The 15,158-nt window shown below is 66.5% G+C and carries 14 protein-coding genes and 2 pseudogenes; 8 read left to right on the top strand and 8 right to left on the bottom strand.

The features are described 5' to 3' along the window. Nucleotide 1: 1 nt before the first annotated feature. The 4 genes from QX126_RS24280 (at nucleotide 2) to ppk2 (ending at nucleotide 3,762) form a co-directional block, all read left to right on the top strand. Complete coding sequence (locus QX126_RS24280; protein ID WP_315784167.1) at nucleotides 2-454, top strand: nitrate reductase cytochrome c-type subunit; 453 nt, start codon at nucleotides 2-4, stop codon at nucleotides 452-454. After that, entirely contained in the window at nucleotides 451-1,113 is a 663-nt protein-coding gene (locus QX126_RS24275; protein WP_315733889.1) for a NapC/NirT family cytochrome c, read from the top strand. The genes QX126_RS24280 and QX126_RS24275 overlap by 4 nt, the downstream gene beginning before the upstream one ends. 265 nt (nucleotides 1,114-1,378) lie before the next feature. Further along, nucleotides 1,379-2,488, top strand: coding sequence for an ATP-dependent RecD-like DNA helicase (locus QX126_RS24270; RefSeq protein ID WP_315733892.1), 1,110 nt, complete (start codon nucleotides 1,379-1,381; stop codon nucleotides 2,486-2,488). A gap of 146 nt (nucleotides 2,489-2,634) precedes the next feature. Next, on the top strand, nucleotides 2,635-3,762 hold the full coding sequence (gene ppk2, locus QX126_RS24265; RefSeq protein ID WP_315784166.1) for a polyphosphate kinase 2: 1,128 nt from the start codon (nucleotides 2,635-2,637) through the stop codon (nucleotides 3,760-3,762). Nucleotides 3,763-3,772: 10 nt separating this feature from the next. On the opposite strand, the gene QX126_RS24260 is transcribed toward ppk2, so the two are convergent. Together QX126_RS24260 and QX126_RS24255 are read right to left on the bottom strand one after the other, a co-directional pair. Beyond that, a complete protein-coding gene (locus QX126_RS24260) occupies nucleotides 3,773-4,024 on the bottom strand; it encodes a hypothetical protein (RefSeq protein WP_315733896.1) in 252 nt (83 codons plus the stop codon). A gap of 177 nt (nucleotides 4,025-4,201) precedes the next feature. Beyond that, nucleotides 4,202-4,459: a hypothetical protein gene (locus QX126_RS24255; protein ID WP_315733898.1), complete on the bottom strand. Its 258-nt coding sequence runs from the start codon at nucleotides 4,457-4,459 to the stop codon at nucleotides 4,202-4,204. 937 nt (nucleotides 4,460-5,396) lie between these two features. Between QX126_RS24255 and msrA the strand changes: the two genes are divergently transcribed. From msrA to QX126_RS24240, 3 genes are all read left to right on the top strand, one after another. Continuing rightward, on the top strand, nucleotides 5,397-6,110 hold the full coding sequence (msrA, locus tag QX126_RS24250; protein ID WP_409999004.1) for a peptide-methionine (S)-S-oxide reductase MsrA: 714 nt from the start codon (nucleotides 5,397-5,399) through the stop codon (nucleotides 6,108-6,110). A gap of 95 nt (nucleotides 6,111-6,205) precedes the next feature. Then, nucleotides 6,206-6,616, top strand: a complete 411-nt coding sequence (msrB, locus tag QX126_RS24245) for a peptide-methionine (R)-S-oxide reductase MsrB (protein WP_315784164.1) — start codon at nucleotides 6,206-6,208, stop codon at nucleotides 6,614-6,616. Nucleotides 6,617-7,012: 396 nt separating this feature from the next. Continuing rightward, complete coding sequence (locus tag QX126_RS24240; RefSeq protein WP_315733902.1) at nucleotides 7,013-7,297, top strand: hypothetical protein; 285 nt, start codon at nucleotides 7,013-7,015, stop codon at nucleotides 7,295-7,297. A gap of 100 nt (nucleotides 7,298-7,397) precedes the next feature. Here QX126_RS24240 and QX126_RS24235 read toward each other — a convergent pair whose 3' ends face one another. The 6 genes and pseudogenes from QX126_RS24235 to QX126_RS24210 form a co-directional block, all read right to left on the bottom strand. Then, nucleotides 7,398-7,949: a DUF4112 domain-containing protein gene (locus tag QX126_RS24235; RefSeq protein ID WP_409997726.1), complete on the bottom strand. Its 552-nt coding sequence runs from the start codon at nucleotides 7,947-7,949 to the stop codon at nucleotides 7,398-7,400. A 48-nt stretch (nucleotides 7,950-7,997) separates the two neighbouring features. Then, nucleotides 7,998-8,444 (bottom strand): DUF5413 family protein, encoded by a 447-nt coding sequence (locus QX126_RS24230; protein WP_315733906.1) that lies wholly within the window; start codon nucleotides 8,442-8,444, stop codon nucleotides 7,998-8,000. A gap of 54 nt (nucleotides 8,445-8,498) precedes the next feature. Then, nucleotides 8,499-10,148: a hypothetical protein gene (locus tag QX126_RS24225; RefSeq protein ID WP_315784161.1), complete on the bottom strand. Its 1,650-nt coding sequence runs from the start codon at nucleotides 10,146-10,148 to the stop codon at nucleotides 8,499-8,501. A gap of 36 nt (nucleotides 10,149-10,184) precedes the next feature. Then, a complete protein-coding gene (locus QX126_RS24220; RefSeq protein ID WP_315733910.1) occupies nucleotides 10,185-11,477 on the bottom strand; it encodes an adenylosuccinate synthase in 1,293 nt (430 codons plus the stop codon). Nucleotides 11,478-11,824: 347 nt separating this feature from the next. Then, nucleotides 11,825-12,277: pseudogene (locus QX126_RS24215) on the bottom strand (ABC transporter ATP-binding protein); the annotation flags it as partial. After that, nucleotides 12,276-12,383, bottom strand: a pseudogene (locus QX126_RS24210) (FtsX-like permease family protein); the annotation flags it as partial. The pseudogenes QX126_RS24215 and QX126_RS24210, both read right to left, overlap by 2 nt. Nucleotides 12,384-12,513: 130 nt before the next feature. Here QX126_RS24210 and mgtA point away from each other — a divergent pair. Beyond that, nucleotides 12,514-15,072 carry a magnesium-translocating P-type ATPase gene (gene mgtA, locus QX126_RS24205; protein ID WP_315784159.1) on the top strand — a complete coding sequence of 853 codons (2,559 nt, stop codon included), beginning with the start codon at nucleotides 12,514-12,516 and terminating at the stop codon, nucleotides 15,070-15,072. Nucleotides 15,073-15,158: the final 86 nt, after the last annotated feature.

The raw sequence follows: 15,158 nt of genomic DNA, 5'->3' as shown, positions 1-15,158 counted from the left end.
CATGATGCTGGTCGCGGCCAGCGTTGCAGCCGGGTCGAGCGCGCTGCTCGCCCAGAGCGTCAGCTCGTCCCTGCGCGGTCCCGCGCCGCTCAACGACGAAGGCCCGGCGCCGCCGATGCAGCCGATGAAGAACACCGCCGAGAAGGAGGTCCGCAACTATCCGGAGCAGCCGCCGGTGATTCCGCATGCCATCGACGGCTATCAGGTCGACATGCAGGGCAACAAATGCCTGTCCTGCCATGCCCGCGCGCGCACCGCGGAGTCGAAGGCGCCGATGCTGTCGATCACGCACTTCATGGATCGCGACGGCCAGTTCCTGGCCTCGGTGTCACCGCGCCGCTTCTTCTGCACCCAGTGCCACGTGCCGCAGAGCGTCGCCAACCCGCCGGTCAGCAACGACTTCGTCGACATCGACACGCTGCTGGCGCACGACAGGCCGGGTGGCAAGCGATGAGCAGCGCCGACATCCCGGAGGGCGCCAAAGCGCCCGTCCCCGAGAAGCGGCTCGGCCTTGTCCGCCGCGCCTGGCAGTTCATTCTCGACCTCATCGACGTGCTGCTGAAGCCGAGCTCCGTGTTCGGGCTCGGCGTGCTGGTGCTGGCGGGCTTCCTCGCCGGCGTCATCTTCTGGGGCGGCTTCAACACCGCGCTGGAGATCACCAACACCGAAAAATTCTGCACCGGCTGTCACGAGATGCGCGACAACGTGTTCGCCGAGCTGAAGTCGACCGTCCACTTCTCCAACCGCTCCGGCGTGCGCGCCAGTTGCCCGGACTGCCATGTGCCGCACAACTGGACCGACAAGATCGCGCGCAAGATGCAGGCCTCCAAGGAGGTCTGGGGCCATCTGTTCGGCTCGATCAACACCCGCGAGAAGTTCACCGACCGCAGGCTGGAGCTGGCCTTGCACGAATGGGCGCGCTTCAAGGCCAATGATTCGCTCGAATGCCGCAACTGCCACAGCGCGCAGTCGATGGACATCACCAAGCAGTCGCCGCGCGCCGTCGAAGCGCACCAGCGCTTCCTCTTCACCGGCGAGAAGACCTGCATCGACTGCCACAAGGGCATCGCGCACCATCTGCCGGACATGCGCGGCGTCCCGGGCTGGCAGTAGGCTTCTTCTGGAGGGGAACGAGCGATCGCCGCAGGCACGCTGCGCCCCCTCCCCCGCTTGCGGGGGAGGGCTGGGGTGGGGGCGCCACACGGGCAGTCCCGCCGGAGCGTTCCCCCACCCGCATCGCATCTTCCGATGCGATGCGACCTCCCCCGCAAGCGGGGGAGGCGTGGACCCATTCACATCGAGCGCTTGATCTCTCCCCGCCAGCCCTTAGGTTCACGGAATGTCCCCGAGTCGCCGCGCGGCTCCATCCTCGTGAGCCATGACCACCTTCTCCCCGCATCAGGATTCCGCGCTCAAGGCCGTCGGCGACTGGCTGAAGGCCAAGCCGGGCAAGAACGGCACGCCGCAGGTGTTCCGGCTGTTCGGCTATGCCGGAACCGGCAAGACCACGCTGGCCCGCCACATCGCCGAAGACGTCGACGGCGAGGTCAAGTTCGCGGCCTTCACCGGCAAGGCGGCGCTGGTGATGCGCAGCAAGGGCTGCGACAATGCCTCCACCATCCACTCGCTGATCTATCGCGCGCAGGAGAGCGGCGAGGAGCAGCCGAACTTCGAATTGTGGGACGACGCGCCGGCGTCCAAGGCCAAGCTGATCATCATCGACGAATGCTCGATGGTCGACGCCGATCTCGGCCGTGATCTCCTGTCCTTCGACTGCCCGTTGCTGGTGCTCGGCGATCCCGCGCAGCTGCCGCCGGTCAAGGGCGGCGGCTTCTTCACCGAGAGCGAGCCCGACGTGATGCTCACCGAGGTGCATCGCCAGGCCAAGGACGATCCGATCGTGCGGATGTCGATGGACGTGCGCGAGGGCAACACGCTCGACATCGGCCGCTACGGCGAGAGCGAGGTGGTGGAGCGCCGCGAGCTCGATCCGTCGCGCGTGATGGAGGCCGACCAGGTGCTGGTCGGCCGCAACGCCACCCGCCGCGCCTACAACAACCGCTTTCGGCAGCGCCTCGACATCGAGGACGCCCTCCCCGTCGCCGGCGACAAGCTGGTCTGCCTGCGCAACAACCGCAAGAAGGGCCTGTTCAATGGCGGGCTATGGCGGGTGAAGTCGCGCGCGACCTCGAAATCCAAGATCGTGACGATGCGGGTCGCGCCCGACGAGGATCTCGGACGCAAGGTAACGAAAGTCTCGGTGCGCGGCGAATGCTTCGGCGGCGGCATCGAGGACATCCCGTGGGAGCAGCGCAAGCCTTATGACGAGTTCGACTACGGCTACGTGCTGACCGTGCACAAGTCGCAGGGCTCGCAATGGGACGACGTGGTGCTGTTCGACGAGAGCTTTGCCTTCCAGGAGAGCCGCGCCCGCTGGCTCTACACCGGAATCACACGGGCCGCGAAGCGGCTGTCGATCGTGGTGTAACGCCGGCTTTACCGCGCGAGGCGATTTCGTCCGCCTCGCTGGTACCCGCCTGCGGCCGGTTGATCCACGTCAACCTGACGCAGGGTCCTTGGCGGATAGAGATCGATTCACATCTCTGTTAATCCGGCAGCAGGCGGCGGGATCGCATGGCAAAGTCCAGGACCACGAAGGGCAAGGCCTCCAACGGCCAACGCATGAGGCGCGCAGCCGCCACCGCGCGCGTCGCGCGCCGGCAGTCCGCCGCCAGGCTCGATCCGATCGCGCAGTCGCTGGTCGACGAACAGATGCAGGCCGCGCAGATCACCGGGCTGTCGGCGTTCGAGACCGTGCTCAACGGACCGCCGGCCCTGGACGCCAACTCCGCGCCGGTCAAGGCGATGCTGGATGGTGCCGCGCCCGACGATGCCAAGCTGATGAAGGCGCTGATCGAGGGCAAGGCCAAGCCCGACAAGCGTCACACCTCCGACGAGCTCGCCGACAACTGGCGCCAGGGCGGCTACCCCTACAAATTCCGCATGTACCGCAAGGACTATGAGGAACAGAAATTCATCCTGCAGACCGAGCTGCTCAAGCTGCAGAACTGGATGAAGGATGCGCGGCAGCGCCTGGTGCTGCTGTTCGAGGGCCGCGATGCCGCCGGCAAGGGCGGCACCATCAAGCGCTTCATGGAGCATCTCAATCCGCGCGGCGCCCGCGTCGTCGCGCTGGACAAGCCGAGCGACGTCGAGCGCGGCCAATGGTATTTTCAGCGCTATGTCGAGCACCTGCCGACCGCGGGCGAGATCGTGCTGTTCGATCGCTCATGGTACAACCGCGCCGGGGTCGAGCGCGTGATGGGCTTCTGCTCGCAGGCCGAATATGACGAGTTCCTGCGCCAGGTGCCGGAGTTCGAGCGCAATCTCGTGCGCAGCGGCATGCATCTCATCAAGTTCTGGTTCTCGGTCAGCCGCGAGGAGCAGCGCCGCCGCTTCAAGGAGCGCGAGGCGCATCCGCTCAAGCAGTGGAAGCTGTCGCCGATCGACACCGCCTCGCTCGACAAATGGGATGACTACACCCGCGCCAAGGAGGCGATGTTCTTCTCCACCGACACCGCCGACTGCCCGTGGACCGTGATCAAGTCGGACGACAAGAAGCGCGCGCGGCTGAACGCGATGCGCTGCGTGCTGCACTCCCTGCCCTATGCCGGCAAGGACGCCTCGCGCATCGGGCAGGTCGACGATCTCATCGTCGGCCGCGCCAGCGTCATCCACGAGCGCGAGGAGCACGCGAGCTGAGGCGACGCGCTCAGCGCCGATGACGCCGATGCGCCCTCACGGGATCGGCTGGCGGCATCGCTGCATTTGCATTCGGAAAGGCCGGCGGGCCACGGCGAGCCAGCTCCGCCTGCGCCGCCGGCGTCAGCGCGCCGCCATTGAGCACATCGCGGTCGGGATGCATGGCCGCATAGGCCGCCGGCTCGGAGAATTGGGCCGACGCCGCGGTGGCCGCCAGTGGCGACATCAGCAGAGCTGCCGCCAGGCTCCTGAATGCGATCATGATTGGTCTTCCCTGTTGCGCACCAATTCGCGCAGGCGATGATGTAGGCAGGCGAAAGCGGCATCCCAATCACGACCGCGCGAGGTGACGGCCGTTCGTGATCGCGCCCATCTCTCAGACGTAGCGCTGCAGCCGCTGTCCGGGCAGCAGATCGTAGGACGCCTTCCAGGCGACCCGTCATCGCCGCTGCGGCAGCCGATCATACGGGCGGAGATGAGCGGACGGCGGAAACGCGGGCGCCGCGCCGGAGGCGCGCACCAGGCCCATTCGTCCCGCCGGCGTCAGTGCGCCGCCGTTGAGCACGTCGCGATCGGGATACATCGCCTGAAACGCCCCCGGCTCCTGCTCGCCGTAGAACCAGCCCTGCGCCGATGCCGGCGCGGCAGTCGCCATCGACAGCAGCACCGCTGCCGCCTTTGATTTCCAGGATGTCATGATTGTTCTCCAGGTTCTCAAGATGCGGAGAACGCGCACTCGATGTCTGGTCAGGGGTCTGACGATCGAGACGCGTCCGCCTCTGTATTGACCGCAGAGAGAACGAAATATTCGCGGCGTCTCCGCCGCGCGGGCATCACGACCACGAGACCTGAACCACATCATGGTTCGAAGATCGACGAAGTGTGATGTCATCGTGAGCTTGCGGATTAGATGGCCCGTCGGGCAAATCGGCCAACGACGACAGAAGCTGTCAAGGCCTTCTGAAAAACATAAATCGTTTCGCGGTTTGCCCAAATCACGCTTATGATGCCCGCGTTTCGTTGCACGGCAGGGGACGTATCGCGATCGTCACGGACGTTGGCAGCGAAATGCGATGGACGCGACATGTTGCAGCGGGCGAAGCGCCTGCGGACGAACGGCATGGCGCGGACGGCGAAAGCGTGTGGTCCTGGCCTCCCGACGCTGAGGCCAAGCTGGTGGTGATGATCCGCCGGCGACGGGGGCAAGACAGCCGGTCCCCGAGGAGAGCACGTATAAGCGTTAACACCATCGCGCGGGGAAGGCCGGATCTGTCTGGCTGAACCTGTGGTACCTGCCGCCTGCATTTTTTCCGCAGGCGGGCCACGGGCCTCAGCCGAGGTCCGGCCTTCCCTGCGCCCTCCGCTTCCGGAGGGCCGATGATCCGGCATCCCTCGGGCCATTCGAGCCGCGAGAACAAATCGCCATGTCTGGAACGCTCCCGCCACAACTCACAGTGTCGTTCCCGGCGCCCAGCGCGCAATTGTGCACGCCTCGCGCCACCCCGGCCGTTCACGCAGTCGTGTCGCGTCCCCCGTAACGCCGGCCGAGCACCGACGTATCTTGCAGCAGAGGCCGGACCGGGCCAGTGTTTCCGGCTGGCGAGACGACAAGCCCCCCTAGCGAGGATCCAAAGATGCGCCTCACCCGCTCCCTTTTCGTCAAGACAGCCGCGCTCGGTGCCATGGCGGCCGGCATCCTGGCCTGGCAGCCGCTGCACGCCGCCGAGGTGGCCGTCGTGATCCCGCCGCCGGCCCAGGATCAGCCGGCCTCCGACGGGCTGGAAACCGCCGTTGTCGCCGGCGGTTGCTTCTGGGGCGTCCAGGGCGTCTACCAGCACACGGCGGGCGTGGTCAGCGCGGTGTCCGGCTATGCCGGCGGCACCAAGGCCACGGCCGACTACCGCACGGTGTCGAGCGGCACGACGGGCCATGCGGAATCGGTCCAGATCAAGTACGACCCGAAGAAGATCTCCTACGGCAAGATCCTGCAGATCTTCTTTTCGGTCGTGCACGATCCGACCCAGTTGAACCGACAGGGCCCGGACTCAGGCCCGCAATATCGCTCGGCGATCTTCACCACCTCGGAGGCGCAGAGGAAGGTCGCGGAGGCCTATGTCGCCCAGCTCGACAAGGCCAAGGTGTTCGGCAAGCCGATCGTCACCAAGATCGGCAAGCTCGAGGCGTTCTATCCGGCCGAGGCCTATCATCAGGACTATCTGACGCTGCACCCGAGCCAGCCCTATATTGCCTATAACGACCTGCCGAAGATCGAGAACCTGAAGAAGATCTTCGCGGAGAACTACATCGAGAAGCCGACGCTGGTCGGCGAGGCCAAAGCGACGAACTGAGGCGACGACCTGCCGCCACGACTTTGAGGCCGCGACGGTGGCCGATCAGCGCAATGACAGGGGCGGACGAGTCTAGGTCCGCCAGAGGAAAAGAGATGAGCGACACCAAGACCGACGACAAGGTCATCAAGAGCGAGGCGGAATGGCGCAAGGAGCTGACGCCGATGCAGTACGCCGTGCTGCGCGAGAAGGCGACCGAGCGCCCGTTCTCGGGCGAATACGAGCATGAGCATCGCGCCGGGACCTATGTGTGTGCCGGCTGCGGCCAGACCCTGTTCGAGTCCGACGCCAAATTCGACTCCGGCTGCGGCTGGCCGAGCTTCACCCAGCCGGCGACGGAGAGCCACATCGACGAGGAGACCGACTATACCCACGGCATGGTCCGCACCGAGGTGCTGTGCTCGAAATGCTCGGGCCATCTCGGCCATGTCTTTCCCGACGGTCCGGGGCCAACCGGCCTGCGCTATTGCATCAATTCCGCGGCCCTGAAGTTGAAGCCGCGCTGACGTCACCATCGGCCCCGGTTCCGTTACGGACGGTAATGGGGCCGCTGGGCTGGCGGCCGGCGAGGCGTGGGCGGCCAAAACCGGCCACCAGGGGTGAGATTTTAGCCGTGCAGATCGGGCTCTCCTGCATTCACAAGTTGCAGATCGATTAAACTATTGAAAAAAGAGGATATTTCAGCGCGGTCCGAACCAGGCCGGATTTACGATGTGAGCGTGCAGGATTCGCATTTCTGCCAAATCGGCCTATATTAGGGGTCGTAACTGACTATGCAGGGCCGGGCCGCCTGGAGCGGCAAATCCCGCCCTCCACCCCCGCAATCGCTGGCGTCATCGCCAAGCTGAATGTTTTGAAAGCTCGCGTCAGCGCTTCCAGCCGACAAGAAGAGGTCTCAGACCATGCGTCCACTGCGTCCGTTCAACTTCAACACCTCTGCCGAACTGTTTCCCGCCGCCATCCGCAAGAAGAAGCGGGCGGGGTTTGCCTATCGGCGGTTCGGCACCGCGGCTGAAGCCGTGCGCTTTGCCATGGAGGAGTTGCCTGCGGATTCGCTGAATGGCGCCTACCTGCAGGTCGAGGAAGCCCGGTTCGACCAGAACGGCATCCGCACCCTGTATGAGAGCGAGGCGTTCCCGCTGCCGCGCCGGGTGGTCGACAAGGCGCCGGACGCCGATGCAGCCTGACGGCTGCCAGACCATTCTCCAACACCCTGCCCCGCCTTGTGCGGGGCAGTTTTTTTATGGGGGTCGGTTTGTGCGGCTTTTGGCCCGGTCTCGCGGCGCATCAACGCGGCTGGGTATCGAGCCACCGCCGCAAGATCTTGGCGTTGCGCATATTGGCGCGGAACAGCACGTCGAAGGCGTCGCCCGCCACCGGCACCATGCCGATCACCCCCTCGACCGCGACATTGCCGAGCATCCGGGTGATGACGTGCCAGGGCGCGCCCAGCGCACGGGCCTCGCGCACCAGCCACAGCGACAGCGCGGTCGCGATGAGGTCACCGACCACAGGGATCAGGCCGATGATGCCGTCGATGCCATAGCGGATGTTGGTGCCGGGCAGGACGAAGGCGACGTCGAGCAGCTTCGCCACCGCCTCCAGCCGCGCGATGCGCTGCTCACGGGTCAGATTGCCGAATGGATTGGAGGTGCTGAAATCGAAGCGCACGCCGCCCGGGCCGACGAAGGCGCCATTGAACGAGGACTGGAAGGATCCCTGCGGGATCTCACGTCCGTCCTGGTCGATGATCGGTCCGCGCGCCTCATTGGCGTTGAAGCGTGCCTGCGAGGCGCGTCCGGAGGCGCGGCGGGGCGAGGGGGTCATCTGCTCTTGCATACCCATCACATAGAAACGCGGCAGCAGGGCGCAAGTTGCGTCACGCCGTCACGCGCTGTGCTCGCTGGGCTGAGCCGCCGGGGCTTCGGGCGGGGTTTCGTCGACGAATTTGTGCACCAGCCACGACGACACCGTCGCGGGAATGAAGCCGACCAGTCCGTAAAGGACCCATTGCAGGGCACCGTATTCGGAGCCGTGCGAAGCGTAGTTGAAGCCGGCGAGCAGGAAGGCGATGCCGCCCACCAGCAGCATCCGCAAGGTCGGCCCGATGCGCCTGACGTGGAACAGGATGTCGTCGATCGCGCACATCATCAGTGCCGGCAGGAAACCGAACAGGTAGCTGTATTGCAGCGAGGTGACGAAGACCTTGAACAGCTTGGCCACTTCGCCGGGATTGGTGTTGGTCCAATAGCCGGACATGTAGGTCGTGACCAGAAGCAGCGCGAAACCGCCCAGCGCCGGGCCCACGGCAACGAAGATGAGATATCGCTTCATGCCCAATCTCCTGCCTCGCCGATTCGCCCAACGCGCGAGGCGCGTGCGGACTGCTCAGTCACCCCACAGCGCGAAGGCGTCGTTGAAGGCGCGCTCGCCCGGCGCGCCCTTCTCGATCGCGATGATGGCCCGGCGCTGATTGCTGTAGACCAGCGGAACGTCGAACCAGGAGCGCTCCTTCAGGAGCTGCACGTTGCGGGTCCGGTCGGCGTCGACATTGGACAGGCCGACCAGGAAGAAGCCGTCGGTGACCTTCACTGCGAGGCCGGCCAGCGGCGTCCCGCGCGCCTGCTCGTTGGATTTCATCAGGATCCCCGGCACGTTGCCGACGCCGCCGCCAGAGAAATCCTGCGGCAGGATGAAGGTCAGTTCCGCGGTGTGGCTCGCCGGCAGCGACGTGTCGGTGTTGCGGCGGAACGACATCGTCATCTTGAACTTGCGATCGGGAATCTCGATGTCGGCGCGCACGGCGATGTCGGCCTTCTGCGTCCCCGTCGCCTTGATCTGCTCGGTGCGCCAGACCACCGAGCCGATGTATTGCTTGCCCTTCGGATCGGCGGGATCCTCGTCATAGAGCACGACGCGTTGCGCGACCGGCGCGATCTGGTCCGAGGACGGCGACTGGCCGACACGGTCGGTGATCTTCGGCTTGCTCAGCGGCGTGCCGGTGTCCTTGGGCGCCTCGACCGTCGAGGAAGATTTGAACAGGCCATTGACCATCCCGACCAGCGGCCGGCCCCACAGAATTCCGGCGCCGATCAGGATCAGCACGATCCCTGCGGCGATGGCGGCCTTGAACGGAAAGGTCGAGCCGCTGCGCTCCGACTTCTTCTTGCCCTCGCGATCCGGCGCGGCGCCGCGCTGGCGGGTCGAGGTGGCAGGCAGCGCGTAGCGCTCGGCCTCCTGGACCGACTCGTCATAGGAGTATGGCGCCTCGGGCAGCGGCGGCCGGTCATCGTCGTCGCCCTCGAGCCGATCGAGATCCGTGGTCGGAACGTTGGCGTAGGTCTTGCGCGCCGCACGGTTGGCCTGGGCAGTGGCCTTGCCGAGATCGTCGACATCAGCGGTGATGTCGCGGAAGCCGCGCATGGCGGGCGGCGTTGCCGGATTGCCGTTGTCCTGAGCACCGCGGCGGGCGGCCGCCGGACGTTCGCGCACTGGAGGCGCCGCCCCATCCTGTGGAGGCGTTTGAGGCGGCTGGGGCCGCGGCGGCACAGCTGGCGCGCCAGCGGCAGCCGGCGGCGCTTCCGGTCGCGGATTGCGCGCCGGACGCGGCTCGGCCGTCTCGCCGCCGAGCGGCGGCCGCTCGGCCCGGGCAGCGGCCGGGGCCGCCGGTCGTGGCCGCGGGGCGGTCGTGGCGGCTTGATCTGGAGTCGGAGCGGGCTGAGCCGCGGGGGTGGCCGGAGCATCCGAATTGCGCGCACCGGCCCGCCGGAGCGCATCACCTGGGCGGGCCGCGCCGCTGGACGCCCGCTGTGCCTCGCGGGCGCGCTGGGCCGCTTCCGCCTCGACCTTGCGCACGGCTTCCTCGAGCGACAGCCGCTCGCGCGTGATCTCGGATTCGCTCAGCGGCGGCTGGACGCTGCGCAACTGTGCGATCAAGGCCGCCCGCGCCCGCTCGTAAAGCGCACGCCGGCTTTCCCCGGGAGCGTTGGGGTCCAATCCGGCAATGGCACGGGCTATCAGCGGGTAGTAGTCGGCCATATCAACTCAATTCGCGCGCTCAGCTGTCGGGTCCCGTCACGCCTCGAAGGGATTCTGGACCAGAATAGTATCCTCGCGTTCGGGGCTGGTGGAAAGCAGCGCGATCGGGCAACCCACCAGTTCCTCGATCCGCCGGACGTATTTGATGGCCTGTGCCGGCAGATCGGCCCAGGAGCGCGCGTTTGCGGTCGGCTGCTTCCAGCCTTCGATGGTCTCGTAGATCGGTTCGACCCGAGCCTGCGCGCCCTCACCTGCCGGGAAATGATCGATCTCCTTGCCGTCCAGCCTGTAGCCGGTACAGACATCGATGGTGTCGAAACCATCGAGAATGTCCAGCTTGGTCAGCGCAAGACCGTTAATGCCGCAGGTCCGCACCGCCTGGCGGACCAGGACCGCATCGAACCAGCCGCAACGACGCGGCCGGCCGGTATTCGTTCCGAATTCGCGGCCACGCTCGCCGATCTTGCGGCCGGTCTCGTTGTCCTGCTCGGTGGGAAACGGCCCCTGCCCGACCCGGGTCGTGTAGGCCTTGCACAGGCCGAGCACATAGCCGATCGCGCCCGGCCCGAGGCCCGCGCCCGTGGCCGCCTGCGCCGCGACCGTGTTGGACGAGGTCACGTAGGGATAGGTGCCGTGATCGACGTCGAGCAGCGCGCCCTGCGCGCCCTCGAACAACATCCGCTTGCCTTCGCGGCGCTTGATGTCGAGCAGACGCCAGACCGTCTCCGCATAGGGCAGCAGCTTCGGCGCAAAGGCCGTCAGCTCGCGCAGGATCTGCTGGCCGTCGATCGGCTCGAGGCCGAGGCCGCGGCGGAGCGCATTGTGGTGCGCGAGCAGCCGATCGATCTTGTGCGGCAGCGTATCGAGATCGGCGAGGTCCATCAGGCGGATCGCGCGGCGGCCGACCTTGTCCTCATAGGCCGGGCCGATGCCGCGGCGGGTGGTGCCGATCGCGGTCGCCGCGCTCGCGGACTCGCGCAGCGCGTCGAGTTCGCGGTGCAGTGGCAGGATCAGCGTGACGTTCTCGGCAACGCGCAGATTGTCCGGGCTGATGGCGACGCCCTGCGACTGGAGCTTGCCGACCTCGTCGAGGAAGGCCTGCGGATCGAACACGACGCCATTGCCGATCACCGACAGTTTGCCGGTGCGCAGCACGCCGGACGGCAGCAGCGCCAGCTTGTAGGTCGCGCCGTTGATGACGAGGGTATGGCCGGCATTGTGGCCGCCCTGGAAGCGCACGACGATGTCGGCCTGCTCCGACAGCCAGTCGACGATCTTGCCCTTCCCCTCGTCACCCCATTGGGCGCCGACGACGACCACGTTAGCCATTCGCAGCTCTTTCCTCTGCCAAGATCCAAAACAGCACGATCGGTTCGGACGAAATCGCTTCCGATGAGGGGCCAGCCTGGCCAACCATGCGCCCAGCCCAAATCGCGGCCGGGACCGCTCGCTTGCGAGGCGACCCACCGGATAAAGGAAGCCGCCGGGCTAGGCAAGCGAGAACGGGCCTTCGGAGCACACAAGAGCGCCACCAAGCCTTTGATAAGCCCCAAAATTTCATGCCGCCCCGGCTGCGGATCGGGCGACCCGGCCGTACGCTTCTGGCGGCGCATCGACCCGGGCGGTTCCATTGAGCACCCGAACGGCGGCGAATCTACGATCGAAGCGGCGCGCTCTCAGCTCTGGATGCGGCCGTCGACAACCTCGATGATGCGATCGCAGCGCCGGGCCAGATCAAGGTTGTGGGTGACGAGCAGGAAGCTCGTGCCGACCTCCCGATTGACCTCGCGCATCAGGCCAAAGACCGCCTCGGCCGACTTGGTTTCGAGGTTGCCGGTCGGCTCGTCCGCCAGCACCAGATCCGGGTTCATCGCCAGCGCCCGCGCCACCGCGACGCGCTGCTGCTGGCCGCCTGACATGTTGCTCGCGAGATGGTCGGCGAATTTCGCCAGCCCGACCTGGTCGAGCAGCGTCGACGCCTGCGCCTCGATCTCGGGGCCCGGGAAGCCGCGATCGACCAGCAGCGGCATCATCACGTTCTCCTTGGCCGTGAAGGCAAGGATCAGGAGATGAGACTGAGAGATGAAGCCGATGGTATGGCCGCGCAGATGGGTGAGCTCGGTGTCACTGCAGCAGAAGCACACGCAAAATCTGTCCGCGCGAGGTGCCCATCGCACGCAGGATCCCGATCTCCTTGGAGCGCTGGATCACCGAGACGATCAGCACGGCCGCGATGCGGCGCATGCGGCAACCTAGGCCATCACGGCAGCGGGATGTTGCGCTAGGTCAACCGCCGCCCGGAGAGCTTCATGCAAATCAACCATGATGACCACGACCATTCATCCACCAACCTGGACAGGCCCGCGTGAGCACTGAGACGACCTCCGGCCCGCACCAATTTTGGCGCCTGTCGCCCGCACAGGCGGGCGCGACGCTCGGCTGCGACCTGAACGGTCTCGGCGCGGCCGACGCCGAGCAGCGGCTGCAACGCTACGGCCACAACGCCGATGCGCCCTCGCACGTCGTGGGTCCATTGCGCGCCGTGCTCCGCCGCCTACTCGAGCCGCTGTCGCTGATCCTGCTGGTGGCGGGCATCATCTCGATGGTGACGGGAGACGTGATCGGCGGCGCCATCATCGTTCTCATCCTGACGCTGTCGATCGGCCTCGACACGGTTCAGGAGGGACATGCCGTCAAGGCGGCCGAGGAGCTCCGCCGCTCCGTCGCCTTGAAGGCCGAGGTCAAGCGGGATGGCGCCTATCGCCAGATCGACGTCGAGGCGGTCGTTCCCGGAGACATCCTGCGCGTACGCGCGGGCGACATCGTTCCTGCCGATGCGCTGGTCATCGAAAGCAAGGCGTTCACCGCCGGCGAGGCGGCGCTCACGGGAGAGCCCTATCCCGTGACGAAACAGGCCGGCATTCCGGCCGTTGAGAACGACACGTCGAATGCGCTGTTCCGCGGCTCGGTGGCGCAGACCGGCGAGGCCGTCGCCATCGTCGTCAACACTGGACCGAACACGATGTTCGGCGCGGCCGCCGCGGCGCTCGCCGAGGGGCAGGCGCGCACGCCGTTCGAGCGCGACCTGCATGAATTCGGCCTCGTCATCGCGCGGCTTACGCTGGCCCTGGTCGTGATCGTGCTCACGGTTCGCGTCGTATTCGGACGCGATGTGCTCGACTCGCTGTTGTTCTCGGTCGCGCTCGCGGTCGGATTGACGCCCGAGCTGCTGCCGATGATCACGACGGTGACACTGTCGCGCGGCGCGCTGCGCATGGCCAAGCGCAAGGTGATCGTGAAGCGGCTCGCGGCGATTCATGATCTCGGCGCGATGTCGGTGCTGTGCACCGACAAGACGGGAACGCTGACATCCGCGGAGATCACGCTCGCCCGCAGCGTCGCGCCCGACGGCACCGACCATCCGCGAGCTGCGGAGCTCGGCGCGATCGCGGCCGCACTCGGCGGTGATCGCGGCTCGCTCGATTGCGCGCTCGTCGCAGGCGCCAATCATGCGGCCGAGGGATGGTCCTTGGGCGGCCAGCAGACCTTCGACTTCTCGCGCCGGCTCGGCTCGGTGCTGGCGATCCGCGGCCAGGATCGGATCCTGATCGTGAAGGGCGCGCCTGAGGCGGTGATCGAGTTGTGCACGCAGCAGCGGCATGGCGGCACGTTCGCGCCGCTCGACGACAACGGCCGCACCGAGATGTACGAGCGCGTTCACGCGCTCGCACGCGAGGGCTTGCGCACGGTCGCGATCGCGTCACGGCCGTGGAACGGCGCGCCGCGCGAGATCGAAACCGACGACGAGCAGGAACTGATCTTCGAAGGGCTGTGCGCGTTCGCCGATCCGCCCAAGCCGACCGCGGCGGCTGCGATCGCGCAGCTTGCCCGCGCCGGCATCACGCTGAAGATCCTCTCCGGCGACGATCCCGTCGTGGTCAAGCGGCTGGCCGGCCTGGTCGGGCTGAAGGCGGATCGCGTGCTGTCCGGCAGCGACATCGCCGAGCTCAGCGACGACGCGCTCGCGGTGCAGGTGCACTCAGCCGATGCGTTCGGCCGTCTGGCGCCCGATCAGAAATCGCGCATCGTCAAGGCGCTGCAGGCCTCCGGCGAGATCGTTGGCTTCCTCGGGGACGGCATCAACGATGCGCCGGCGCTGAAGGCCGCCGACATCGGCCTGTCCGTCGAAGGCGCCACCGGCGTCGCCCAATCGGCCGCCGACATCATCCTGCTCGCCTCTGATCTCGACGTCGTCGCCAACGGCGTCGAAGAAGGCCGACGCACCTTCGCCAACATCCTGAAGTATGTCCGAATGGGCGCGAGCTCGAATGTCGGCAACATGCTGTCGATGGCCGCCGCATCGATGGTGCTGCCGTTCCTGCCGATGCTGCCGACGCAGATCCTGCTCAACAATCTGCTCTACGATCTCTCCGAGCTCGGCATTCCGTTCGACCGCGTGAGCCGGCAGGCGACCGCGCGGCCGCAGCGCTGGGACATGAAGCGGCTCATGCGCTTTGCCGCGATCATGGGGCCCCTGTCGTCCCTGTTCGACTTTCTCACCTTCGGCGCGCTGCTGTACTTGTTCCATGCGACGCCCGATGAATTCCGCACCGCATGGTTCCTCGAATCGATGGCAACTCAGATTCTCGTCATCTTCATCATCCGGACCAATGGGCGGCCATGGAGCAACCGGGCGGATCCGATGCTGACGGCGTCGTCGCTCACCGCGCTCGCCGTCGCACTGGTCGTGCCCTTCACACCGGCCGGCGCATGGTTCGGCTTCGTTGCACCGCCCCTCACCGTCTTGGCTGCCATCGCCGCCCTCGTCGTCGCCTATCTGGTCAGTGCGGAGGGCCTCAAATCGCTCGCGGTGCGATCCGGACCGCGGAGACCGCACCGGGGACACGCTCGTGCGCGATCTTGACGACGGCCATCGCTGCATGGTCGCGATGCATCTGCCCTCTTGATAGGCAGCTGCAATTGGTGTCTGTCGAAAGCGCCGGGAGGAAC

The sequence above is a fragment of the Bradyrhizobium sp. SZCCHNPS1003 genome, assembly GCF_032381555.1.
Lineage (GTDB): Bacteria > Pseudomonadota > Alphaproteobacteria > Rhizobiales > Xanthobacteraceae > Bradyrhizobium.
This window is presented reverse-complemented; position numbering and strand designations above follow the sequence as displayed.